At 60.3% G+C, this 23,702-nt stretch carries 22 protein-coding genes and 1 pseudogene; 16 read left to right on the top strand and 7 right to left on the bottom strand.

Annotation, left to right across the window (positions count from 1 at the left end; translation table 11 throughout):
- Positions 1-139: 139 nt before the first annotated feature.
- Together FCH38_RS20245 and FCH38_RS20240 are read left to right on the top strand one after the other, a co-directional pair.
- Positions 140-1,033, top strand: a complete 894-nt coding sequence (locus tag FCH38_RS20245) for a LysR family transcriptional regulator (protein ID WP_174374924.1) — start codon at positions 140-142, stop codon at positions 1,031-1,033.
- A gap of 9 nt (positions 1,034-1,042) precedes the next feature.
- Positions 1,043-1,291: pseudogene (locus FCH38_RS20240) on the top strand (substrate-binding domain-containing protein); the annotation flags it as partial.
- A gap of 45 nt (positions 1,292-1,336) precedes the next feature.
- On the opposite strand, the gene FCH38_RS20235 reads toward FCH38_RS20240, so the two are convergent.
- A complete protein-coding gene (locus tag FCH38_RS20235) occupies positions 1,337-1,801 on the bottom strand; it encodes an Lrp/AsnC family transcriptional regulator (protein WP_149901396.1) in 465 nt (154 codons plus the stop codon).
- Between the two features lie 167 nt (positions 1,802-1,968).
- On the opposite strand from FCH38_RS20235, the gene FCH38_RS20230 reads away from it, so the two are divergent.
- The 5 genes from FCH38_RS20230 (at position 1,969) to FCH38_RS20210 (ending at position 5,991) form a co-directional block, all read left to right on the top strand.
- Positions 1,969-2,748: an ABC transporter ATP-binding protein gene (locus FCH38_RS20230; protein ID WP_174374923.1), complete on the top strand. Its 780-nt coding sequence runs from the start codon at positions 1,969-1,971 to the stop codon at positions 2,746-2,748.
- A 44-nt stretch (positions 2,749-2,792) separates the two neighbouring features.
- Positions 2,793-3,566, top strand: coding sequence for a transporter substrate-binding domain-containing protein (locus tag FCH38_RS20225; protein ID WP_174374922.1), 774 nt, complete (start codon positions 2,793-2,795; stop codon positions 3,564-3,566).
- Between the two features lie 11 nt (positions 3,567-3,577).
- Complete coding sequence (locus tag FCH38_RS20220; RefSeq protein WP_174374921.1) at positions 3,578-4,303, top strand: ABC transporter permease; 726 nt, start codon at positions 3,578-3,580, stop codon at positions 4,301-4,303.
- A 12-nt stretch (positions 4,304-4,315) separates the two neighbouring features.
- Positions 4,316-5,005: an ABC transporter permease gene (locus FCH38_RS20215; RefSeq protein ID WP_149901392.1), complete on the top strand. Its 690-nt coding sequence runs from the start codon at positions 4,316-4,318 to the stop codon at positions 5,003-5,005.
- Positions 5,006-5,082: 77 nt separating this feature from the next.
- On the top strand, positions 5,083-5,991 hold the full coding sequence (locus tag FCH38_RS20210; RefSeq protein WP_153516756.1) for a homocysteine S-methyltransferase family protein: 909 nt from the start codon (positions 5,083-5,085) through the stop codon (positions 5,989-5,991).
- 90 nt (positions 5,992-6,081) lie between these two features.
- Here FCH38_RS20210 and FCH38_RS20205 read toward each other — a convergent pair whose 3' ends face one another.
- Both FCH38_RS20205 and FCH38_RS20200 read right to left on the bottom strand, forming a co-directional pair.
- Complete coding sequence (locus FCH38_RS20205) at positions 6,082-7,473, bottom strand: amidohydrolase (protein ID WP_174374920.1); 1,392 nt, start codon at positions 7,471-7,473, stop codon at positions 6,082-6,084.
- A gap of 9 nt (positions 7,474-7,482) precedes the next feature.
- Positions 7,483-8,706: an MFS transporter gene (locus FCH38_RS20200; protein ID WP_174374919.1), complete on the bottom strand. Its 1,224-nt coding sequence runs from the start codon at positions 8,704-8,706 to the stop codon at positions 7,483-7,485.
- A 121-nt stretch (positions 8,707-8,827) separates the two neighbouring features.
- Here FCH38_RS20200 and FCH38_RS20195 point away from each other — a divergent pair, with 121 nt between their 5' ends.
- A complete protein-coding gene (locus FCH38_RS20195) occupies positions 8,828-10,753 on the top strand; it encodes a helix-turn-helix domain-containing protein (RefSeq protein WP_174374918.1) in 1,926 nt (641 codons plus the stop codon).
- On the opposite strand, the gene FCH38_RS20190 is transcribed toward FCH38_RS20195, so the two are convergent.
- From FCH38_RS20190 to FCH38_RS20175, 4 genes are all read right to left on the bottom strand, one after another.
- Entirely contained in the window at positions 10,746-11,474 is a 729-nt protein-coding gene (locus FCH38_RS20190) for an ABC transporter ATP-binding protein (RefSeq protein ID WP_174374917.1), read from the bottom strand. The genes FCH38_RS20195 and FCH38_RS20190 overlap by 8 nt on opposite strands.
- Entirely contained in the window at positions 11,471-12,340 is an 870-nt protein-coding gene (locus tag FCH38_RS20185; RefSeq protein WP_174374916.1) for an ABC transporter permease, read from the bottom strand. The genes FCH38_RS20190 and FCH38_RS20185 overlap by 4 nt, the downstream gene beginning before the upstream one ends.
- Positions 12,337-13,332 (bottom strand): aliphatic sulfonate ABC transporter substrate-binding protein, encoded by a 996-nt coding sequence (locus tag FCH38_RS20180; protein ID WP_174374915.1) that lies wholly within the window; start codon positions 13,330-13,332, stop codon positions 12,337-12,339. The genes FCH38_RS20185 and FCH38_RS20180 overlap by 4 nt, the downstream gene beginning before the upstream one ends.
- A gap of 153 nt (positions 13,333-13,485) precedes the next feature.
- A complete protein-coding gene (locus FCH38_RS20175; protein WP_174374914.1) occupies positions 13,486-14,811 on the bottom strand; it encodes an LLM class flavin-dependent oxidoreductase in 1,326 nt (441 codons plus the stop codon).
- Between the two features lie 385 nt (positions 14,812-15,196).
- Between FCH38_RS20175 and FCH38_RS20170 the strand changes: the two genes are divergently transcribed.
- The 8 genes from FCH38_RS20170 to FCH38_RS20135 are packed head-to-tail and all read left to right on the top strand — an operon-like array spanning position 15,197 to position 23,689.
- Complete coding sequence (locus FCH38_RS20170; protein WP_174374913.1) at positions 15,197-16,696, top strand: NAD(P)-binding domain-containing protein; 1,500 nt, start codon at positions 15,197-15,199, stop codon at positions 16,694-16,696.
- The gene (locus FCH38_RS20165) at positions 16,689-17,330 is read left to right on the top strand and encodes a 2-hydroxychromene-2-carboxylate isomerase (RefSeq protein WP_174374912.1); all 642 of its coding nucleotides are present in this window, start codon (positions 16,689-16,691) and stop codon (positions 17,328-17,330) included. The genes FCH38_RS20170 and FCH38_RS20165 overlap by 8 nt, the downstream gene beginning before the upstream one ends.
- Positions 17,327-18,328 (top strand): dipeptidase, encoded by a 1,002-nt coding sequence (locus FCH38_RS20160; protein ID WP_174374911.1) that lies wholly within the window; start codon positions 17,327-17,329, stop codon positions 18,326-18,328. The genes FCH38_RS20165 and FCH38_RS20160 overlap by 4 nt, the downstream gene beginning before the upstream one ends.
- Before the next feature lie 29 nt (positions 18,329-18,357).
- The gene (locus tag FCH38_RS20155; RefSeq protein ID WP_174374910.1) at positions 18,358-19,431 is read left to right on the top strand and encodes an ABC transporter substrate-binding protein; all 1,074 of its coding nucleotides are present in this window, start codon (positions 18,358-18,360) and stop codon (positions 19,429-19,431) included.
- A gap of 20 nt (positions 19,432-19,451) precedes the next feature.
- Complete coding sequence (locus FCH38_RS20150; RefSeq protein WP_174374909.1) at positions 19,452-20,507, top strand: ABC transporter ATP-binding protein; 1,056 nt, start codon at positions 19,452-19,454, stop codon at positions 20,505-20,507.
- On the top strand, positions 20,507-21,382 hold the full coding sequence (locus FCH38_RS20145; protein WP_174374908.1) for an ABC transporter permease: 876 nt from the start codon (positions 20,507-20,509) through the stop codon (positions 21,380-21,382). The genes FCH38_RS20150 and FCH38_RS20145 overlap by 1 nt, the downstream gene beginning before the upstream one ends.
- 8 nt (positions 21,383-21,390) lie before the next feature.
- Complete coding sequence (locus FCH38_RS20140) at positions 21,391-22,179, top strand: ABC transporter permease (protein ID WP_149901344.1); 789 nt, start codon at positions 21,391-21,393, stop codon at positions 22,177-22,179.
- Between the two features lies 1 nt (position 22,180).
- A complete protein-coding gene (locus FCH38_RS20135) occupies positions 22,181-23,689 on the top strand; it encodes a carboxylesterase/lipase family protein (RefSeq protein WP_174374907.1) in 1,509 nt (502 codons plus the stop codon).
- The last annotated feature ends 13 nt before the right edge of the window (positions 23,690-23,702 follow it).

Here is a 23,702-nt window from a genome sequence, read left to right as displayed (position 1 = left end):
TCTGCCGTCATGGACGGCGATGGGTTCAAGAGGGACACGCGTCAGTGGGCGACGTGCCTGGAAGCAATTTGCTGTTCCTTTTGGTGGGGCGATAGTGCCATAGTCTGGCGAGCTGTGTCGCGAAACGAGGAACACCGGAATGGACATCGAAGATCTCCAGACATTCGTCGCAGTCGCTGATGCCGGTGGTGTTTCGGCCGCCGCACGCCGGCTCGGCGTCTCCAAATCAATCGTCAGCCGGCGGTTGTTGCGGGTGGAGGCCGAACTTGGCGTGCAGCTGCTGGCGCGAACGACCCGCGGCGCGGCGCTCACGGAAGCGGGGATCGCGTTCAGGGAACACGCGGCAAGAGCCACCGCCGAGATCGATGCCGCCAGGGAAACGATCCTTCCCACCGGCGAGCTGCGCGGCCGCTTGAGGGTCGCTATGCCGCTTACTTTCGGCCCGACCCACTTCGCCCCCGTGCTCGCGGAAATGGCGCATCTGCACCCGCAGCTTCACATTCATACCTCCTATAGTGATCGCTTGGTCGATCTCATTGCAGAGGGTTTCGATTGTGCGATCCGGAGTGCCTACCTTCAGGATTCAAACCTGATCGCGAAGCGCGTCGGGCCGATCCATGGAAAGCTTGTCGCCAGCCCGGCTTACATCAAGGCGCACGGTTCCCCTGAAACGGTAGAGCAGCTCGGTAACCATCAGGCGCTGATGCAGGGAACGGAAGTCTGGCAGTTTTTGGATGGCGATAAAATCGTCACGGTTCAGCCGCAGGGCAGGTTCAAGGCCGACAGCGCCACAGCGCTTGCCGCGGCGGCAGCGGCAGGTCTTGGCATCGGCTGGCTGCCCGACTGCATCACCCACGCCTATGTGACCTCCGGCGCATTGGTTCCGATCATGACGCGCTATCCCGTCCCTCCGGGCGCCACCTATGTCGTACGCCCGCCCAGCCAGCATCCCACCCGCAAAGTGCGGGTGCTCACTGAAATGCTGACTGAATATTTCAAACGGAACCCGGAACTCTGGGGCGTGGATAGTTGAAAAGGAGCATATCGGATCCCGGATGACGTATCGGTCGTTGGATTTGGCGATTATTCTGCGGCCACCCAGATTTCACCACGGCTAACGACGGTACGGGTGTTTGGTCGCGAAGCTGGAGCCGCCGCCCTTGCCTTGCTTAGTGAGCGGATTGACCGGCCGCGAAACCAGGATCAGCCGCCGCGTAGCATAAGGATCGTGTCGCGCCTGATTGAGCGGAAATCCACCGCGCAGGCTTTGTTGCGCAAGCCGCAGAGTTGAGAGAGGAATTTCGGCAGATAGCTGACCGCAGGGGCATTTCCGTCATTATTCCGGAGGCACGAACAGGCCGAGCTTGACGTCCCGAAGCACCACATTTGTGTGCATTCGGCGGATCTGCGGGTTTTCGGCCATGATCAGCGCGGCAATATCGTCATAATGCTCGACGTCGCGGGCGGTAACGATCGCAATCAGATCGACCGCGCCGGTAACGTAATAGACCTGCTGGATGTGATCCTGCTTCTCCACCCAGACGCGAAACTTCGCCAGCGCGTCATAATTGTCCCGCTCGATCTCCATGCCGACGATGAACACCATCGATGTTGCCGTCGCCTTCCGATCGACGACCGCAACTTCCGCTTTGATAATCCCGTCCTCGCGCAGGCGTTTCAATCGTCTCTGCACGGCTGAGGCCGACAAACCCACGCGTTCGGCGATGGTCTCAGCCTTCATCTGGCAGTCGCGCTGAACGATATCGAGAATGTCACGGTCAAAACGATCCAGTTGTTCCATTATGCAATCCAGTCGGGTTTTCGCAGCGGCAACTCATGTATTTCGCCTTATATACCGCAAAGGAAAGATTATTTTGCATGAAAAATGCAAATTAGATGGAAATTGCGCGAAAAAACCGCGTCCTTTTGTCATTATCCTCCGCAAATTCATTTTAGTCGGAACCATGCATGCCAGACCAACCCTTTCCTGCTCTTCGTGTCGAAGATCTCCATAAAAGCTTCGGCTCGCATCAGGTTCTCAAAGGGATTTCGACGCAGGCCCATAAGTCTGATGTGATCTCCATCATTGGTTCCTCCGGTTCCGGCAAAAGCACCTTCCTCAGATGCATCAATTTTCTGGAAACGCCCGATCGCGGTCGTATTGCCGTGAACGGTGAGGAGATAGCGCTGAAAGCCGGGCGCGACGGGCGGTTGCAGCCGCGCAGCTGGCGGCAGGTTGAACGGCTGCGGACCGGGCTCGGCATGGTCTTTCAGAGCTTCAATCTATGGGCGCATCGCACCGTGCTGGAAAACGTCATCGAGGCGCCGGTGCATGTCATGGGCATGCCGCGGCGGGAGGCGGTCGAAAAAGCCGAGGCCCTGCTTCACAAGGTCGGGCTGTTCGAAAAGCGCGACACCTATCCGGCCTTCCTTTCCGGCGGGCAGCAGCAGCGCGCGGCGATCGCCAGAGCGCTCTGCGTCGATCCTGATGTCATGCTGTTCGATGAGCCGACATCGGCGCTTGATCCGGAACTGGTCGGCGAGGTTCTCAAAGTCATCCGCGATCTCGCGGAAGAGGGCAGAACCATGCTGATCGTCACCCACGAAATGCGCTTTGCCCGCGATGTCTCCAACCGCGTTCTCTTCCTGCATCATGGACAGATCGAAGAGGAAGGTCCGCCGGAGCAGATATTCGGGGCACCCGTCAGCGCCCGATGCCGGGAATTCACCGGCCTGATCGCCCACTGACGCCCCAACATCATCGACAACACCCCCTCAGGAGATCCTTGCGAATGAAACTGCTTCCCATGTTTTTCGCCGGTGCGGCATTTGCACTGTCGGCCGTCACGGCACAGGCCGAAGTCCGCTTCGGTATCATGAATGAATCCTATCCGCCCTTCTTCGCCAAGGATGCCTCGGGCACATGGCACGGATGGGAAATCGACCTGATGAACGCGGTCTGCGAGGAGATGAAGGAAAAATGCTCCATCGTCGATATTTCCTGGGACGGCCTCATTCCGGCGCTGCAGAGCAAGAAGTTCGATGTGATCTGGTCGTCCATGTCGAACACGGCGGAGCGCTCGAAGGTGATCGACTTCACCGACAAATATTACAACACGCCGAGCACGCTGATCGGCCCCAAAGACCAGAAGCCGGGCGCCGCGGCTGAAGATGTGAAAGGCAAGACCATCGGCATTCAGGTCTCGACCATTCAGTCCGAATATTACAAGAAGTATTTTGCCGGTGTCGCTGACGAAAAGACCTACCAGACGCTCGATGAGGCATTTCAGGATCTCGCTGCCGGCCGCATCGACTATGTCTTCGGTGATTCACTGGCACTCGACGCCTTTTTGAAAAGCGATGGCGGTAAGGATTGCTGCGTGAAAATGGGCGACGTCGCCGATGACAGGGAGATACTCGGAGCCGGCGTTTCGGGCGGCCTGCGCAAGGACGACACCGAACTGAAAGCCAAGCTGAACAAGGCAATAGCAGCGGTTCACACCAACGGCCAGTATGACGCGATCACGAAGAAATACTTCGATTTCGACATCTACGGCGCGAAATAAGCAATCATCAGATGGCGAACGCGCAACAAGGCATTCTGGACCTGCTGTCTCCCTATCCTCCGGGATGGGGCGGCGTGCTTTTGGCAGGTGCGGTCGCCACGGTCGCCATCTCGGCCTGCGCCTTCGCGATCGGGCTGTTGCTCGGCACGGCCGGGGCGCTTGGAAAGCTTTCGGGTCATCCTCTGCTCCGGCTCCCGCTTAATCTCTATACGACGGTGATCCGCTCCGTTCCGGAATTGATCCTGATTGTCGGGCTCTATTATGCGGGCACCGATGGTCTCAATCGGCTGCTGGCGGCTCTCAACCTGCCGCCTGTCGAGGTCAACGGCTTCATCGCCGCCGTCGCGGTGTTGGGGTTCGTTCAGGGCGCCTACATGACGGAGGTGCTGCGCGGCGCGATCCTTGCCATCCCCGCCGGGCAGATCGACGCCGCCAAGGCGTTTGGCATGGGGCCGGTCCTGAGGTTTCGTCGCGTTCTGCTGCCGGCACTTCTGCCCAATGCGCTGCCGGGTCTTGCCAATCTATGGATGTCGGTCACCAAGGACAGTGCGCTGGTCGCGGTGGTCGGTTATCAGGAACTGGCGCTCGCCACCCGTCTCGCCGGGGCAAGCACCAAACACTACTTCCTGTTCTTCCTGGCGTCGGCATTTCTGTACCTTGCCATCACGCTCGTTTCCAACGTCGTCGTCAAATTGATCGAAGGACGGGTGCGGCGCGGACAGCCGCGCCTTGCCTGAGGAAAGCACCCCATGAGTTTTGACTGGATACCGAACTATTGGTCGCTGCTTTTGATGGGCGCCTGGCAGACCGTTGCGCTGCTGGTGATCTCCGTGGTGTTCGGCTTCATCCTCGCCATCGGGCTTGCTTTCGCACAGGTCAGCGGGGGCAGGTTGACCCGGCTTTTGGCTCGTGGCTACTGCACGTTCTTTCGCGGCACGCCGCTGCTGATCCAGCTCTGGCTGCTCTATTACGGCGTCGGTTCGCTGCTGCCCATGGTTCCCGGCATCCGCCAGAGCCTGTTCTGGCCGATTTTGCGCGAAGGCTTTTTTTTCGCCGCCGTCAGCTTCACGTTGAATTATGCGGCTTATGAGGCCGAAGTCTTGCGCGGCGCGCTGCTTGCCGTTCCGAAGGGCGAACTAGAAGCCGGTCGGGCCTTTGGCCTTTCACCGTGGAAGCTGACCCGCCGCATCTGGCTGCCACGCGCCATTCGCATCGCCCTGCCGACGATTGCGGGAGAAATCATCATGCAACTCAAGGCGACGCCGCTCGCCTTCACGGTCACGGTGATGGATCTCTACGCCGTGGCCAACAAGGTTCGACAGGACACGTTGCTGGTCTACGAACCGCTGCTCGTTGTTACCTGCTTTTATCTTGCCCTGACGGCCGTGATCGCCCGTGTTTTTCGAGGTCTCGAAGCACAGGTGCCGGTTCGCCGCTAGCTGATGGAAGATCCAACACATTGTTTTGAAAATCCCGCTGCCGGTGACGGCGCGACAGCCTGAATGGAGATGAACTCATGAGCACAATACGAATTCTCGACGGCGGTATGAGCCGTGAATTGCTGCGGCTGGGGGCTGAGCTGAAGCAGCCGGAATGGTCGGCTCTGGCGTTGATGAATTCACCTGACATCGTGCGCGAGGTACACAAGGAATTCATCGCCGCCGGCACGCAGATCATTACGACGAACAGCTACGCCCTCGTACCCTTCCATATCGGCGAGGAAAGGTTCCAGAATGAAGGACCGGCACTGATCCGCCTCGCAGGCCGTCTGGCGCGGGAGGCCGCCGATGCGGCTGGGGATCGGAAAGTGCTGGTCGCCGGTTCGCTGCCGCCGATCTTTGGCTCCTACGAGCCGCAGAATTTCCAGCCTTCGCGAGTGCAGGACTATCTGAAAGTGCTTGTCGAAAACCTTGCGCCGTTCGTCGATGTATGGCTCGGCGAGACGCTGAGCCTGATCGCCGAGGCGGATGCCGTGCGGGAAGCGGTTGCGGCAACGGGCAAACCGCTCTGGATTTCGTTTACATTGGAGGATGGCGAGGCAGCGCTAAGGGGCGACGAACCAAAACTCCGGTCAACCGAGACTGTGGAAAATGCCGCCTCCTGGGCGGCTTCATCGGGTGCCGAAGCCATCCTGTTCAATTGCAGCAAGCCCGAGGTCATGCAGGGGGCCGTGGAGGTGGCAGCGCGTGTTTTCCGGGAGAAGAGTGTCCGCCTCGAAATCGGCGTTTACGCCAATGCTTTCGAAGGCGAACAGGGTGAGGCGGCCGCCAATGAAGGCCTGCACGACACGCGCAAGGATCTGAATGACGATGTCTATTCACGTTACGCCTGCTCCTGGGCCGAGGCCGGCGCGACGATCATCGGCGGCTGCTGCGGCATAGGGGCTGCCCATATTCATCGGCTGAGGACGACGCTTTTAGCTTGAGGCAACCGTATTCCTCGGTCAATGCGGACAGAAGGAGGGCGGTTTCCCGATGAGGGAGATCAAGGGCGGCCAGGGAGGCCGCCCGGAAACTCACCGCAGCCGTTGCGGGGTCGCGTCCGCCGGTATCAGCGGCACATAGCTCTCACCGTTCAGTTGTTCGCGATGCTCGGCTTTTGCCGCGGAGATCAAGTCAGGATCGAGCATTGCCTGCACGGCGGAGGCGGCCATGACCTTGCCGGCCTGCAACATGCCCTTATGGGCATAACCGGAGGTGCCCTGCGCCACCATCTGCCAGGTGTGGGGCGGCGTGCCGTAGGCTTCGGTCGCGACATAGACCTGTCCGGTCGGCACCAACCAGCTGACATCGCCGACATCGGTTGAGCCGTGCAGGAACGTTGGCTTTTCCTCGAAATCGTTCAGGTCCTCCGACAGGACCTTGCCGCGCCTTGCGACACGGGTCTGCACCTCCGCCGAAAATGTCTTTTGAATTGACCCCGCAAAATCCTTCTCACTGTTGGAGAAAGCGGCGACGCCGATCTTCTCGAACTCTCGATGCATCATCCGGGCGAGCGTCACATTCGGCACGAGATCGGCCGACGCCGCATCGAAGGTGATCTGCAACTCCGTTCCCGTCATCAGTGCGGCACCACGCGCAACATCCTTCACCCGTTCGGTGATGTCGCGAACCTGATCCATCCTCGGCGCCCGGACCTTGTAGAGCACCTGCGCCTGCGATTGCACCACGTTGGGCGCCCGTCCACCCGTGTCGGTGATGGCATAGTGGATGCGGCCGTCCTGAATGATGTGTTCCCGCAGATAATTCGAACCGACATTGGTCAGCTCGACCGCGTCCAGCGCAGACCGTCCGAGGTGCGGTTCAAATCCGGCATGGGCGCTGGTGCCGCGGAAGGTGAAATATAGCTGGTTGGTGGCCAGCATGCGCGCATTGTAAGCGAGGTTTTCATCCCATGGGTGCCAGGTGAAGGCCACATCGACATCCGCAAACAGGCCCTCGCGGGCCATATAGGCCTTGCCGCCGCCGCCTTCTTCGGCCGGGCAGCCGTAATAGCGGATCGTGCCGCCAAGCTTCAGTTCGTCCTTGCAGGCCTTGAGCGCCAATATGGCAGCAAGCGCGCCAGTGCCGAGAAGGTTGTGGCCGCAGCCATGACCGTTTCCGCCCTCGATGACGGGCGTGTGGCTGGCGACGCCGCCTTCCTGGCTGAGGCCGGTCAGTGCGTCGAATTCACCCAGAATGGCGATAACGGGGTGGCCCTCGCCATAGCTGGCGACGAAGGCGGTTGCGATATTTCCGGCCTTGCGGGTGACGGCAAAGCCCGCCTTTTCCAACTCGTTCGCCAAAAGGGCTGCCGACTTCGTCTCCTCGTAACGGATTTCGGCGAAAGACCAGATGGCATCCGCCACGGATTTCAGATTATCCGCATGGGTGGCGACGGTGCGTTCGATGATGTCGATATAAGTCATGGTCGTCCTTCAGGCAGTCTGTTCTACGGTCTTGTTGCCGTGAATGGCGGGGAAGGTGGTGGCGATGGCGCAGACAATCACGGCGCAGCCGACGATGACCCCAAAGGCGATGCCGTAATTCTGGCCGGTAGCGGAAAGAACGGCGCCGATGAGCATCGGCGAGGCGAATGAGCCGAGCTGGGCCAGCGAATTGATGAGGCCGGTGGCCGTACCGATCGAATTCTGCGGAAAGTGTTTCATGATGCTGACGAAGACACTGATCGAAATGGCGTTCAAGAACACGTTCGACACCGACAGGTAGGCGAAGGCCAGCGGAATGGATGGTGCATTCGCCATCAGGTAGATGAAGATCGCCGACACGGCCGAGCCGATGCAGATGAGGTACTTTTCTTTCTGGTGGAAGTAGCGGTCAAGCAGCCAGCCGCAGGTGAGGAACGAGACGAAACCGAGCGCCGGCGGGATCATGGAATATGCGCCCATTTCCACCATGCTCATGCCCTTGACCTTCACCCAGTAGGACGGCAGCCAGGATTGCAGGCCCCAGAAGACGATATTGGTGAAGAAATAGACCGAGGCGATCTTCCAGGTCAGCGTGTTTTTCAGCAATGCGGCGATGCGCTGCTTTTCGGAAAGCTTGGGGCCGGCGTCCCGGGCGGCCAGCGTCTGCGAGCGTGGCTTCATGACGGTGAAGAGCGCAATCGACAGGATGACGCCGACGGAACCCAGAACGAAGAACATGATGCGCCAGCTATAGAAGGAAATCAGCGTGGTGATGACGATCGCACCGAGCGCGAAGCCGACGGAGGCGCCCGATTGCAGCACCGACTTGGCGCGCGCCATCTGGGTTTTCTCGAAATTCTCGGTGATCGCGACCGATCCTCCGGCCGGGAAAATGGCTTCCCCGGAACCCGTGATCGCCCGCGCGGCGGCCAGTCCGACCGCGCTGGTGACGACCCCGGAGGCGACGGTGCCGAGCGACCAGACGGCCACCGCCGAGCTCAGTACCCGGCGTGAACCGAAGCGGTCGACGAGATAACCGCCAACCAGTTGCGTCATTGAATAAGCGAGGAAAAAGGCGCTGATGATCATGCCCTGATGATCGGTGGCCAGACCGAACTCTTCGCTGATCGGGATGATTGCGTAGTTGATTGCGGTCTTGTCCAGAAAGCCGACGACCCAGCAGATGAACAGCATTCCAATAATAATATGACGGCGTTTTATCGCAGAAAGCATTTTAGTGGTTCCCTTTGTATTTTGCTTTTTAACGTTTGTGTCACCGTCACGAAAAATTCATATGTTGAAACCGCCATAAAAATCTGAAATTTAATGTGCGTTAACACAGGAGGCGGTGCGCTTGAAAATTGATCTCCATGCGCATCCAGTCCTGCGGGAGCTGATGCAATCGCGGGCCGTTCAGCTGAGAACCATCGATGCCGATGGCCGGGAATCGTCTAGCCTGATTTCCCATGTCATTGAACGCGAAGAAGAAAGCCTCAATCTTTCGGTCGATCATTCCTATTATACCGCCAAGCGCACCGAGTTTGCGATCCGCGGGGAGGGCGGCGAGGAGATAACGGGGCGAATCCTTCAGGCTGTGCACGAAGCGGTTATCGCCCTTCAGACAAGAACTTTCGAAATGCTGGCTTCGGTCAATTCAGCGGTCATCAATTCGCTGGATGAAAAGGAGATCGTCCATAACGTCCTGCGGGAAGTGATGAACGTGCTGCCGCACTGCGACGCCGGGGTCTTTCGCCTGTTTGACGAGGAGAGCGGTTTTCTCATTCCTGTTTCGCATGAGGGGTTGCCCGACGATTATACCCATTATCGCGTCCAGCCGAATGAGTCCGTTTCGGGCGTGGTTTTCGCCACCGGCCAGCCGGCCATTCACAATGGCAGGCAGAACATCATTGCAGCGCACCGCGTCATGCGTCCCGAAAGCCAGTCTTTCATGGAGCGGTCGGAGATCGCCAATGCCTTGCTCTGCGTTCCCGTCATGGCGGAGGGTAAGCGTCTGGGCACGTTAACGACGCTGTGTTTTTCCAGCGACGGTGCGTTTTCGGTGTTCGACAGGACGGTTCTGGAATCGCTGGCGACGCAGATCGCAGTCGCCTATCAGCGCTCGCTTGCCTATCAGAACGCCGTTGCCACGTCGCATCGACTGGAGCAGATGCGCAGCGATCTTGCACGCAAGAATGCCGAGCTGGACCGTGCCGTCGCATTGCACGAGGCATTGTTGCGCATCTTCGCAGCGGGAAGTGGCATGACGGAGCAGCTTCATGCCGTTGCCGACCTGTTTCGCGTCGATTTCCGCTTTGAGAGCGTACTGGGTCTTGATTACCGCTCCGCCGGGTGGACGGAAGAGGGTGAAACACTGCGGCAGACAGTGGAAGTCGCCGAAGCGCCTGTCGGCCAGTTTCATTTCAGAGCCTCGGGGGATGCCGGTTTCCACCAAGTGCTTTTCGGCACATTGGCGACATTCGTGGCGCTGGACTTCGTGCATGATATGTCGCGGATGGATGTACTGAATGCGCGCCGGAAGGCGCATTTCGAAGCGCTTGCCGCCGGCGTCGACCCCGATGGCCGTCGCAGCCATCAGGGCTTTCGGCTTGATCGTTATCATCAGCTGTTTGTGGCGCGGGGTCCGCGCCGCGATGTTTCGGCCAATCCACGGCTGTCTCTCTACAAGTCCCAGTCAGATTTGCAGCAGGCAATGACGGCGTCGAATTCCCTTATCTTTCACGAAGACGAGCAGATTGTCATGCTGGTTTCCGCCTCCACCGTTGCGGCGCTCGAGCGAAACCTGCGGGCGGTTGCCGAGATTGCCGACAAGGAGGCCATCTGCGTCGGCACGAGCGAGATTTATGACGCGAATGAAGGCCACCCCGCCGCGCGGGAAATGGCGGCGCAGGCAAGCGAGGCTTTGCTGCGGCGCGGCCAATCGGGGCTTCTGCGCCACCGCGACATGGGTGTGGAACTGTTGCTGGAGGGCAGGGCGCGGCAGGATATCATGGAATTCACCCGACAGATTCTGGCGCCGCTGCTGCGCGATTCCAGGCATCGCTCCCTGCATGAAACCCTTTCGCGTTACATTCAGGAGGGGAAGTCCGTTGCCCGCACGGCGCAGGCGCTGAACATCCACAGCAACACGCTCTACCAGCGGCTGCAGCGGGTCGAAACGCTGACCGGCCGCAGGCTTGCCGATGCCGCCGATTTTACCCTGCTCAGCCTCGCCTGCCAGCTTCACGCCGATTATTCGGGTGAGGCCGCCGCCCTCAGATGACGTGGGCGTTGTGCAGGGCGGTCAGCACCTCGTTCTTGAGGCTGGCGAGGTGCGGTGACCTTCGGTCGCGCGGGCGCGGCACGTCCACCTCGATCCGCTGCTGGATGCGGCCGTCCTGGGCGCCCATCATGTAAATGCGGTCACCGAGATAGAGCGCTTCATCGATATCGTGGGTGACGAGCAGGAAGGAAATGCCGCGCTGTTCGACGATTTTCAGCACCAGATCCTGCAATTTCATCCGCGTGAAGGCGTCCACCGCACTGAAGGGTTCATCCAGCAGCAAGATGCGCGGCCGGGTATAGAGCGCCCTTGCGATGGCCACCCGCTGCGCCATGCCGCCTGAAAGGGCCTTCGGCAGCGCGCCAGCGTGGCCGCTCAGGCCCACATCGTTGATCAGGCCCTCCACCCGCTCGACATCATATTTCCTGCCGGCGGCATAACCGATGTTTTCGGCAACCGTCAGCCAGGGCATCAGGCGCGGTTCCTGAAACACGAAGGCGATGGGAGGAGAGGTCTGGTCTTCCTCCGCCTGCTGAACCTTCACCGTGCCGGAAAAACGCCGGTCGAGACCGGCGGCGATACGCAGCAAGGTGCTCTTGCCGCAGCCGCTGGGGCCAAGCAGAACCGCCGCTTCACCATCGCCAAGCGTCAGGTGGATATCCTGAAGCACCACCGTATCGCCGAAAGCCTTTTCGCGCACATCGACATTGAGCAGGCTCATCGCAGCCGCCCTCCGTCGTGAAGGGAATAGGTGTCACGCCAGCGCAGGCAGCGCTCCTCGACGATCTTGAACAGGCTGTCGGAAATCTTGCCCAGAACCGCAAGGCAGACAATGGCGATCATCACCAGATCGGGCCGCGAAAGTTCCCGCCCGTCGGACAGCATGTATCCAATGCCTTCGGAGGCGGCCAGAAGCTCGGCTGCGACGACACTCAGCCAGGCGAGCGACAGCCCGTAACGCAGGCCGGTGAACAGATGCGGCAAAGAGGCGGGAATGAAAATCCGCCACACCAGAACGGGCAGCGGCTGGCGATACATCTCGCCGACCTCCACCAGCTTGCGGTCGACATTCCGGATGCCGGAGAAGAGGTTGAGATAGACCGGAAAAAACGCGCTTTTGGCAATCAGCACGATTTTCGAGGTCTCGCCGATGCCGAACCAGATCATCAGCAGCGGCACCCATGCAAGGCTCGGAACGGCTCTGAGCGCCTGAAACGTCGGTTCGAGATAGCGTTCAGCGGCAATCACCAGTCCGACCAGCGAACCGACGACGACTGCCAGCAGAGAGCCGATGACGAAACCGACAAAGACACGCGCGGTACTGGCCGCGACATTCGTCCACAACGGGCCTTCGGCAAGCCGCAGAAACGTCTCGTATAGCTCGGAGGGCGGCGGCAGCACATAGGGACTGACCCAGCCCAAACGGACGAAAAGCTCGAGCAACACCAATGAGCCGACCGGCACGATCGCGCCGCGCAGGTCGAACCGCCCAAGGAAATTCCCCGCCCGCTGCAAAAGCGGCAGTCGGGAGGAGGCTTGTTTTTCAGTCTGCTTCACGCGCCGGAATTCGCGCGGATGGGAATTCATGCGCCAAGCGCCTTTTTCGCCGGTGCCGGATCGATCAGCGATGAAAGGACATTGTCGACATTGACGCCTGGCCGCAGCACGTCGTCGCCCAACAGCGGCGTAACGATGCGGATCGAGTTCAGCAATTCCTCGCCCGGAACGGGGTCCTTCCAGTCGCGCTTGTTAATCGTTAGCTCGGTGATCTTGGCATCGTTACCAGTGACCTTGGTGACGAAATCGATGAATTCGCGGTTATTGTCGCGGATCCACTTCTGCGTTTCCACCCAGACGCCGAGCAGGCGCTCGACCGCTTTCGGGTGCTTGGCCAGAAACTCTTCCGACACGCTGAAGACGCTGCCATCGCGCCAGCTGCGCTCGTCGAAAATTGCCCTGTCGCCGGCAAGCTCGGCCTGGGATGTATGCGGATCGATACCAACCCAGGCATCGACCTGCCCCTGCTGCAGCGCGTTGAAGCCCTCAGGATGTTGCAGGTTCACGACCTTCAGATCGTCGATCGACAGTTTGTTCTGGTCAAGGGCGCGGACGAGTGTGAAATAGGGCGCCGTTCCCTTGGTGACCGCAATGGTCTTGCCCTTGAGATCGGCGACGGTCTTGACTGGCGAATCCGGCCGCACCTGAATGATCGAGGAGCCGCCCCAGCTTGCCACATAGATAACCTTCAGCGGCACGCCGTTGGCACGAGCCAGAAATGCGGATAGTGCGGCCGAGCCGGCAAAATCCGTCGAGCCGACCTTCAGGAATTCCAGCGAATTGTTGCTGCCGCGGGATTGCACCCAGGTGATCCTGGTGCCGACATCCTTGAAAGCCTCCTCAAGCCAGCCCTTGTTCTTTATCAAAAGCGTGTGGGAGGAGTAAAATCCCCAGTCCAGCTTCAGCTCGGCGGGGAAATCCGGGGAGCTTTGTGCCAGCGCACTGCCTGAGACAAACGGTGCTGCGAGAGCACCGGCAATGCCGAATTTGAGGATCTGGCGGCGGGAATGTTCAGCCTTCATATTAATTCACCTAATTTATGTATTTTGTGTAATTAAAAGGTACGGGCGGGTGTTTTTGAGGTCAATCCGCCCTTCTGGAACCTCATGCCAAACTTCAGGGCGGGTGTGGAAAATCTCCCTAGCTTTGTCGCAATCGGCGCGATGGCCCGTTATTTAAGGGAAAAAACGATTGGCCGGCCGTTGCAGCCCCAGATGGTCACGCAAGGTCGGCCCCTCATAGTCCTTTCGAAACAGCCCACGCCGTTGCAGTTCCGGCACCACTTGGGTGGTGAAGTCGTCGAGGCCGACGGGGAGGAAGGGGAAGGTGACGTTGAAACCGTCCGAGCCTTCTTCGTGGAGCCATTGCTCCATCTCGTCGGCGATGGTTTTGGGTGTGCCGACGAAGGCGAGACCGGCATAGCCTCCCAGCCGCTGGGCCAGCTGGCGCACCGTCAGTCCTTCGATTCTGGCGAGTTCGATGACCCTTTCACGGCTTGATTTGCTGGCATTCGTTTCCGGAATATCAGGCAGCGGACCATCGGGGTCGAAGCCGGAAACATCGTGACCGAGCGCGATCGACAGCGAGGCAATGGCGCTGTCATAATGGACGAGACTGTCCAGCTTGGCGCGTTTGGCTCTCGCCTCTTCCACGGTCTCGCCGACCAGCACGAAAGCGCCCGGCAGGATGACAATGTCATCGCGGGAACGGCCTGCGGCGACAGTCCTGTCCTTGACGTCCTTATAAAAGGCCTTTCCTGCCGCAAGCGTGGGTGTTGCCGCAAAAACCACCTCGGCGGTTTCGGCGGCAAGCTGGCGTCCCGGCTCGGATGCGCCGGCCTGAACGATCACAGGCCAGCCCTGCACCGGACGGGCGATATTAAGCGGCCCGCGCACGGAAAATTCCGGTCCCTTGTGATTGAGCACATGCATTTGTTCAGGATCGAAGAACAACCCGCTATCGACATCCCGGATGAAGGCGTCGTCAGCGAAGGAGTCCCAGAGACCGGTGACGACATCGTAGAATTCGCGCGCCCGCCCATAACGCTCGGTGTGATCAGGCTGCTCGTCGCGGCCGAAATTCCGCGCCGCATCCGGGTTTGAGGTGGTGACGATGTTCCATCCGGCGCGGCCATTGCTGAGGTGATCGAGCGAGGCGAAACGCCGTGCCACATGATAGGGCTCATCGAATGTGGTGGATGCGGTGGCGACCAACCCGATGCGGGAAGTAACAGCGGCGAGCGCCGAAAGCAGCGTAAATGGCTCGAAAGACGTCACGGTATGGCTGCGGCGCAGGGCTTCCGTCGGCATGTTCAGCACCGCCAGATGATCGGCCATGAAGAAGGCGTCGAATTTCGCGGCTTCAAGCTGCTGTGCAAAGCGCGCCAGATGGGCGAAATTGAAATTCGCATCCGGGAAGGAACCCGGATAGCGCCATGCGCCAGTGTGGAGACTGACGGGCCGCATAAAGGCGCCGAGATGCAGTTTGCGATCATTTGCCATGGGGCTTCACTCTTTCGTCGTGGGTTCTGATCCGGGCTGCTGGTCTTGCCGATGGTCTCTGGCAGGCGAAGGCAGGCCCGGTCGTCATCGCGACGATATCCCTGCCGGGGACTTGGCGCGGCAAAGACTATTCCGATTATGATTTGCAAACCGAAAGATTTTTTCCGAAATTCTTTATTTCGCGAGATAGCGTGGCCGGTGGGGCAAGAGCTTCACCCCCAGTTGGCCGCGACAGGCGGGCGACCGAGCCGCGCTTCCGGCGGCTTGCGCCAAAATTTGCTGAAAACCGCAAATGATTAGAAGAATTTTGCTTTCCGCATTCGCACTTCTGTGTTTCTTATAATGCTTAAATAGAATGTTTAACGCGCATTAATTCAGAAATAACATGATTGAAGATCGCAAAAACAATGCTGTGTCCGCTGATGCGGGTGGCTTGCCGGCGCTCGAGGCGAAGCTTGCGCAGGAACTTGCCCTGCTCGAGCGGCCGGCAAAGCCGTGGGTGCCGCGCACCCATCTCGGCGGTGCCGAGGTGCTGGATGTCGCCGTCATCGGTGCCGGGCTCTGCGGGCTCACCGCGCTTGCCGCCCTGTCATTTGCCGGGATCGATAATATCAGGGCTTTCGACAAGGCGGCGAGCGGGCTGGAAGGGCCGTGGGTAACGAGCGCGCGCATGGAAACATTGCGCACTCGCAAGGAACTTGCAGGTCCCGCTCTCGGCGTGCCGTCCCTGACATTCCGCGCATGGTTCGAAGCGCAGTTCGGCGCAGCCGCTTATGAGGAGATGCAGCTTATCCCGCGTGAAGCGTGGATGGCTTACATGGTCTGGTATCGCACTGTGCTGGCGCTGCCGGTGAGCAACGATACCGAACTTGCCGGCCTCGGTTTGCGTGAGGATGGTCTGCTCGACCTCGAACTACAGGGGCCGGAAGGCCGCAGCAATGTTCTGGCGCGTCGGGTGATTTTGGCAACGGGGCTTGATGGTCTCGGTGCGCCGCGCCTGCCGGACGTGGCGAAAACGGTGCCCGCCCGCTTCGTGCGCCATAGCGGCGATATATTCGACGTGAGCGCATTGCGCGGCAAGCGTGTTGCCGTGGTCGGCGCCGGCGCTTCGGCAATGGACAATGCGGCAGCAGCGCTGGAGGCAGGGGCTGCGCGCGTCGATCTCTTCATTCGCAGAGCCGATATTCCGCGCGTGGAAAAATTCGGCGGCGTCGCCAGCCTTGGCATGACCCATGGTTATATCGGCCTGCCAGATGCAGATCGCTGGGCCTTCATGGTCGAAGCGGAGCGCACGCAGATACCGCCGCCGCGTCACAGCGTCCTCAGGGTCTCGCGCCACGCCAACGCCTTCTTCCATCTGGCCAGTCCCATCCTCAGCCTGACCGAACTGGGCGATGCGGTGGAAATCGAGACGCCGAAGGGTCGCTATCCGGCGGATACTATCATTTTTGCCACCGGCTTTGATGTCGATTTTGCCCGGCGGCCGGAATTTGCAACCCTGAGCGGCCGCGTCCTGCTCTGGCGCGACGCCTATCGACCGCCTGCCGGACAGAGCAACGATGCGCTGGGGTCCTATCCTTATCTCGGCGCGGCCTTCGAATTTCTGCCGAAACCGGGTCTGCCCGCCACGGAGGCGGAGACAATTTCCCGTATTCATTGTTTTGCCTATCCGGCCGTCCCGTCCCACGGGAAAATCACCAGCGGCGTTCCGGCCGTCAGCCAGGGGGCGGAGCGTCTGGCGCAGGGCATCGCCCGTTCGCTGTTCGTGGAAGATCGCGCCCGCCATTTCGATACTTTCATGAACCACGACGCCGCTGAAATCACCGGCGAGGAATGGCGCGACGCGGATGCGCAGGACAAGATAAGGGAGCATGCCAATGGCTGAACCGGTGCTGAAACTGGAGATATTTTACGGCATCTCCTCACCATGGGCCTATTTCGGCGCGCCACGGGCGGTCGAAGTCGCCCGCACCCATGGGGCGGCCATCGTGCTGCGCCCCATCCGCATCATTGAGGCCAATGGCGGCATTCCGCTGCGCAACCGCCCGGATGCCCGACAGAATTATCATGCCGTGGAGCTGGACCGGTGGCGTCGTTATCTCGACATGCCGCTCAATCTTGCACCGAAATATTACCCCTGCGCCACCATCGAACGTGCAGCCCAGCTCGTCATCGCCGCGCAGAAGGCCGGTCTTGATGCGATCAGCCTGTCCTTCGCCATCCAGCGCGCATTGTGGAGCGAAGATCGCGACATTGCCGATCTCGACACACTCCGCACTATCGCGCAGACCGTTCTCGGTGCTGAAGCTGCGGCACTGGTGCGCGATCCGCAGCGGCAAGACATCGTGGCGGAGTGGCAAGGAAATCTCGCTGAGGCCGAGCGCCTCGGCATTTTCGGAACACCGACCTATGTGGTGAACGGCGAGCTTTTCTGGGGGCAGGACCGTCTGGAATTCGCCAGCCGCGCCCTTGGGGCGCTCAAGCAGCAATTTTCATCCGCCGTGAGGACATCCGCATGACCGATGCCGCAAAACTCCATAATGAAGCCATTGTCATCGACGGTTTGCAAACCTGCCAGTGGAGCCGCTCGATATTCGAGGACATGCGCGCGGGCGGCCTCACCGCCGTCAACGTTTCGAGCGTGATCTGGGAAAATTTCCGCGAGGGCATCGGTTATGTCAGCGAATGGAAACGTTTTCTGCGCGAAAACGACGACCTGATCCGCCCGGTGCGCACGGTGGCCGATATTCACGCGGCCAAGGCGGAAAACAAGACGGGCATCATCATCGGCTGGCAGAACACCTCGCCGCTTGAGGACAGGCTTGATTATGTCGAGATATTCAAGGATCTCGGCGTCGGCATCATGCAACTCACCTATAATACCCAGAACTATTCCGGTGCCGGTTATCTCGAAGAAAACGACAGCGGCCTGACCGGCTTCGGCCGCGAAGTGCTTGGGGAGATGAACCGCGTCGGCGTGGTCTGCGATCTCAGCCATGTCGGCGACAGAACCACGGCGGATGTCATCGCCCGCTCGAAATCGCCGGTCTGCATCTCGCATGTGCTGCCGCGCGCGCTGCGCGATGTGAAGCGCAACAAGCCGGATGAACTTTTGACGGCCTGCGCCGAAAAGGGCGGCATTATCGGCATCAGTCTTTTTGCACCGGGTCTTGCTGCCGGAAATGATGCGACGGTCGAGGATTATCTCGATGCCATGGCCTATGTCATTGATCTCGTCGGCGAAGATCATGTCGGCATCGGCACGGATTTCTCGCAGGAGCGGCCGCGCCCCGGTCCCTGGCAGCTCTGGGCCAACCGTGACAAGGGCACGGCGCGCACGTTGACGGAATTCGCGACCGTCAAGATTTCCAAGCCGAAGGGCATCGAGCGCATTGGCGAGGTTCCCAATATCACCGCCCGCATGCTGGCGCGCGGCTGGAGCGAAACGCTCGTTCTCAAACTTCTCGGCCAGAACTGGCTGCGCGTGCTGGATGCCGCCTGGCGGCCCATAAACTGACAATATCAAAAAAAACGGAGGCAATTGAAATGAAAAATGCTCATCAGCGCCGTAAGGCCGCGATTGTCGCCGGCATCGTTGCCGCCGGGATCGCATCGCTCTCGGGCACCGTCTTTGCGCAGGATGCGACGAAAGGCACCGTCAATATCGTCGGCTTCTCCGGCGTCTTTGCGGATAACTATCAGAAATTCATCATCGACACCTTCAAGGCCCAGCATCCCGGCATTGAGGTGAATTATCAACAGAGCAAGAATTCGGCCGAAACGCTGGCGTTGCTCACCCTTCAGCGCGCCGAGCCGAAGGTCGATGTCGCCCTGATCGACGTTTCAGTTGCGATCAAGGCGAACAAGGAAGAATTGTTCACCAGGCTCGACGCCGCCAAGGTGCCGAACCTTGCAGACCAGCCGGAATGGGCGCGCATCGACGGCGACCGCGCCATCGCGTTCTCGCAGGACAATCTTGCCATCCTTTATAATACCGAAACGGTGAAGGAGCCGCCGACAAGCTGGGCCGATCTTGCCGATCCGAAATACAAGGGAAAGATCGCCGCCAAGCTTTCCGATACCCGCGGCGTCATTCTGCTGCCGATCCTCACCAAGTTGAAGGGCGGCGACTACAAGACCTCCATCGATCCGGGCATCGATTTCCTGAAAGAGATTGCGCCGAGCGTCTCGACCTTCGAGCCGGCGCCGGATTGTTATGCGGTGGTGCAGAGCGGCGAAGTTGATCTTTCCATTTGCTGGAATGGCCGCGCGCAATATCTGCATGACACGCAGGGCGGCAAGATCGGCGTAGGCCTGCCGAAGGAAGGCTCCATCGGCCAGACGAACACGATCGGTCTCGTCGAAGGTTCCGCCAACAAGGAGGCCGCCGAGCTTTTCGTGAATTATGCGCTGAGCGCCGAGGCGCAGGCGACATTCGCCGAAAAGAGCTTCTACGGCCCGGTCAACAGCAAGGTTTCTCTGAGCGAGCCGGTCGCCGCACGCATATATGGCAGCAAGGAAGCGCAGGCAGCGCAGTCTTCGCTCGACTGGAGCTTCGTGGCGGACAAATATTCGGCATGGATACAGCGGATCAACCGCGAGGTCATCGCGGCCAATTGAGACAGGAAGCAGAGGACGCCATGGCCGATCATCATGTCGAGATCGACAATCTCGTGAAGACCTATCCGGGCGCCCTCAAGCCCTCCGTGGATCACGTCAGCCTTTCCCTGCCGCGCGGGGAAATGCTGGCGCTGCTGGGGCCATCCGGCTGCGGCAAGACGACGATCCTGCGTATGATCGCCGGTCTTATCCCGGCAACATCGGGCGAAATCCGGCTGGATGGCCGCGATATCTCCGCAACCGCCGTCCATAAGCGCAATATGGGCATGGTGTTTCAGGCCTATGCCCTGTTTCCGCATATGAATGTGTCGGAAAACATCGCCTTCGGGCTGGAAATGCGCGGCATTCCAAAATCGGAGCGCAAGGACCGCGTGGCGAGGGCGCTTGATCTGGTCAAGCTTTCCGGCCTTGGCGAAAGGCGTGTCTCCCAGCTTTCCGGCGGCCAGCAGCAGCGGGCGGCGATCGCCCGCTCGCTCGTCATCGAACCTGCGCTGCTGTTGTTCGACGAGCCGCTCTCCAATCTCGATGCGAAACTGCGCGATGAGATGCGCGATGAAATCCGCGACATCCAGAACCGCACCGGCGTTACCAGCATTTTCGTCACCCATGATCAGGATGAAGCCCTGTCTATGGCCGACCGGCTTGCTGTCATGTCGGAAGGGCGGCTGGAGCAGATCGGCACGCCGCGCGAGATTTTTGACCGGCCAAAAACGGATTTCGTCGCCTCCTTCATCGGTGCCGGTTCGTTTCTCGCGGGTACCGTGGTTGCGCCGGGCCGGGCGGAAATCCCCGGTCTCGGTGTCCTGCATTTCTCAGGCGCAATCCCTGCTGGCCAGAAAGCGCGGTTTCTGGTCCGCCCGCACCGCTTCGTGCTGGGCGAAGGCGTCAACGCCTTTTCCGGCATCGTCGAACACGTTACCTATCGTGGGCAGGTGTTGACGCTCGGCGTGCGCGCGGGCGAGCATCGCCTGCAGGCCGATCTGCCGACCCATGCCGCCGCCCTGCCGGCCAGGGGGGAGCGGGTGACGCTTTCCGTTGCGCCCGAGGATGTGACGCTGATCGGGGAGGCGGCCTGATGGCGGTGGCAAGCCATTCTGCCAGTGGCGGTGCATCGCATCGCGGCATCCTGCTTCTTCTGCTCCTGCCGGGTCTTGTCGCGCTGCTGACGACCTTCCTGTTGCCGCTCATCTGGCTGGTGCGGGCATCGTTCGCGTCCTCGGCGATGGCCGCCCTTCGCGGCGGCGACTGGACGCTCGAATCCTACCGCACCGTTCTTTTCGACCCTTTCTACTGGAAAATCGCCTGGAACACGCTTTATCTCGGCGTGAATGTCGCGGTTTTGGCGGTCGTTCTTTCCTATCCCATCGCTCTCTTTCTTGCCCGCACCCAGAGCCGCTGGCGCGGTGTGCTGACCGCACTTGCCGTTGCGCCGCTTCTCACCTCTTCGGTGGTGCGCACCTATGGCTGGATGGTCATTTTGGGGGACAGGGGTGTGATCAACACGGCGCTGCAATCCTCCGGGCTGACGGACGGCGTCGTCCGGCTGACCAATAATTATTTCGGCGCGACCGTCGCACTGGTCGAAATCCTGATGCCCTATGCGATCCTTGCGATGCTGAGCGGTTTCGGCCGGCTGAACACGCAGTTTGAGGAGGCCGCCGCCATGCTCGGGGCAAACCGGCTGCGGGTGTTTACTCGCATCGTGCTGCCGCTGTCGCTGCCCGGCGTTCTGACCGCCGCCCTTCTGGTCTTTGTGCTGGCCATCTCCTCCTTCGTCACGCCGCGCCTCATGGGCGGTGGCCGTGTCTTCGTCATCGGCACGGAGGTTTATAACGAGGCGACGGTGACGCTGAACTGGCCGTTGGCGGCCGCACTTTCCGTGCTGCTGCTCGTCCTGTTCGGCAGCGTGATCGTGATTTACCAGCGCGCCATGCGCGCGCTTGAGACGTGAGGCCGACCATGGACGCGAAATTCGGACGTCTCGCCCACGCGCTGCTGCTGACGCTGCTCTATCTGTTTCTTCTGGCGCCGATCATCGTCGTTCTGATCATTTCTTTCGATACGCGGCAATATCTGGCGTTTCCGCCGGAAAGTTTCTCCTTCGGCTCCTATGCCAAGGTGTTCGCCAATGCCAAGTTCATCAGCGCCTTCTGGCGAAGCCTCGGCATCGGCCTGCTCGTCGGTTTCGTGTCGATCTTTGCGGGGCTGCTTCTGTCTCTGGCGCTGTCGCGGCACGAATTCCGCGGCAAGGGCGCGCTCAATTTTCTGATCCTTGCACCCTTCCTCGTGCCGCATATCGTGCTGGCCGTGGGTGTGATGCTGGTGCTTGGGCCGCTTGGCCTGCTCGACAGCTATACCGGCATCTTCCTCGCCCATCTCGGCATCACCACGCCCTATACGGTGCGCACCATCACCATGAGCCTGATGGCGGTGGATCGCCGTATCGAGGAAGCGGCGCGCGTTCACGGCGCATCGCCCGCCATGGTATTGTGGCGCATCACGCTGCCGCTCGTGCGACCCGGCCTCATCGCCGGCGCGGTCATCGCCTTCCTGATTTCCTTCGACGAAGCGACGATCTCACTCTTCATCGTCTCTGTGAAGTCTTCGACGCTACCGACTGAAATTTATCATTATCTTGAATATTCCACCGATCCGCAGATTGCCGCTCTTTCCGTCATCCTCATCCTCATTTCCGTCGGTGTGGTCGTGGCGGTGGAGCGGCTGATTGGATTGCGCAAGGTGCTGTGACATGACGATTGTTCAAGTGGCAGCCGGCGCGCTGCAGGGTATCAGGGAAAACGGCATTCACGCCTTTCTCGGCGTGCCCTATGCCGCGCCAGTCATGCCGGAGCGGCGTTTCGAAGCGCCGCAGCCGGTTTTGCCGTGGCAGGATGTGCGCGATGCCACCCGGCTTTGCCCCGTCTGTCCACAAATCCCGACCTATGGTCCGGTCGGCACCGCTGCGACCTCTAAACTTGCATTCGGCGAGGATTTTCTCACCGTCAACATCCGCACGCCGGACCCGGCGGGCCGGTCGCCGGTGTTGTTCTGGATCCATGGCGGCGGTTATGCGGTCGGTTCGGCCAATGAGCCGGTGCTGCAGAGCGGCGCTTTCGCGGCAAGCGGCATCGTTGAGGTCACGGTCAATTATCGCCTCGGTGCACTGGGTTTCCTCCATGTCGAGGGCAAGCCTGACAATCGCGGTCTGCTCGATCTCATTGCCGCGCTCGAATGGGTGCGCGACAATATCGCCGCCTTCGGTGGCGATCCTGACCGCGTGACGCTGGCAGGGCGCTCGGCGGGCGGCTTTGCGGTCGCGACGCTGATGGCCATGCCTCGGGCGAAAGGGCTTTTTCACCGGGCCATGCCGCAGAGCGGGGCAAGCACGGCAATTGCGTCCCTTGAGGACGCCGCCAAACTCTCGCACCGCTTTCTGGCGGCGGCAGATACGGACGATGCGTCGCTTGCGGCTCTTCCAATGGACAGGCTGCTCGAAATCCAGCGCGATCTCTGCAACCAGTCCTATGGGCAGCATGATTTTGCCCGCGACGGGACGGCGGCGATGCTCGGCGTGCCATTTGTGCCTGTTGTCGATGGGGTGAGCCTGTCGGAACACCCGGAAACTGCCGCGCAGGCAGGGCGCACCGCCGCCGTGCCGATGATGATCGGCTGCACGACGGGAGAGTACGTTACCCACGCGACGGCGCAGCCGAAGATGGATTTCACACTCTGCGCGAAACTGCTGCATGAGCGTGTTCTGCCGCTTGGCCTTGCCGGTTCCGGCATTGTCGAACGCTATCGTGCCGCCTTGCCGGGCCACAGTGCACGCGGCATCTGGCGCGCGGTTGCCGGCGATCTGGTTTTCCAGCTCCCCGCTATCCGTTTCGCCAGGCTGCATGCCCGTTTCAACCCGGTCTATAAATATCTCTACGGCCCACTGGAGGCCGATGAACTGGGTGCGCCGCACGGGGCGGAAGTCGGCTCCGTCTGGTATCGCGATGGCTCCAACAGCCGTGACCTGCCGGAGCGTCAACGGGTGACGGATACGGATTTTGCTAAGGCAATCCACCAACTGTGGGTCTCATTCATAAAGGACGAACGGCCCGCCGCGCCGAATGGCGAATGGCCGCTTTATCACGCCGAAAAGCCGATGGTTCTGCGGGCGCTTGTGGCCGGGTTTGGCGCTACTCTCGATCCCTTTGACCGGCGTGCGGCGCTTTGGTTGCAGACGGGCGAACCGGCCGGTATAGCGCGTTGACGATACGGAAAAA

This window comes from Agrobacterium tumefaciens, assembly GCF_013337285.1.
GTDB lineage: Bacteria > Pseudomonadota > Alphaproteobacteria > Rhizobiales > Rhizobiaceae > Agrobacterium > Agrobacterium burrii.
Note: the sequence above shows the minus strand (reverse complement) of the source record. Positions and strands in the feature narration are given on the sequence as shown.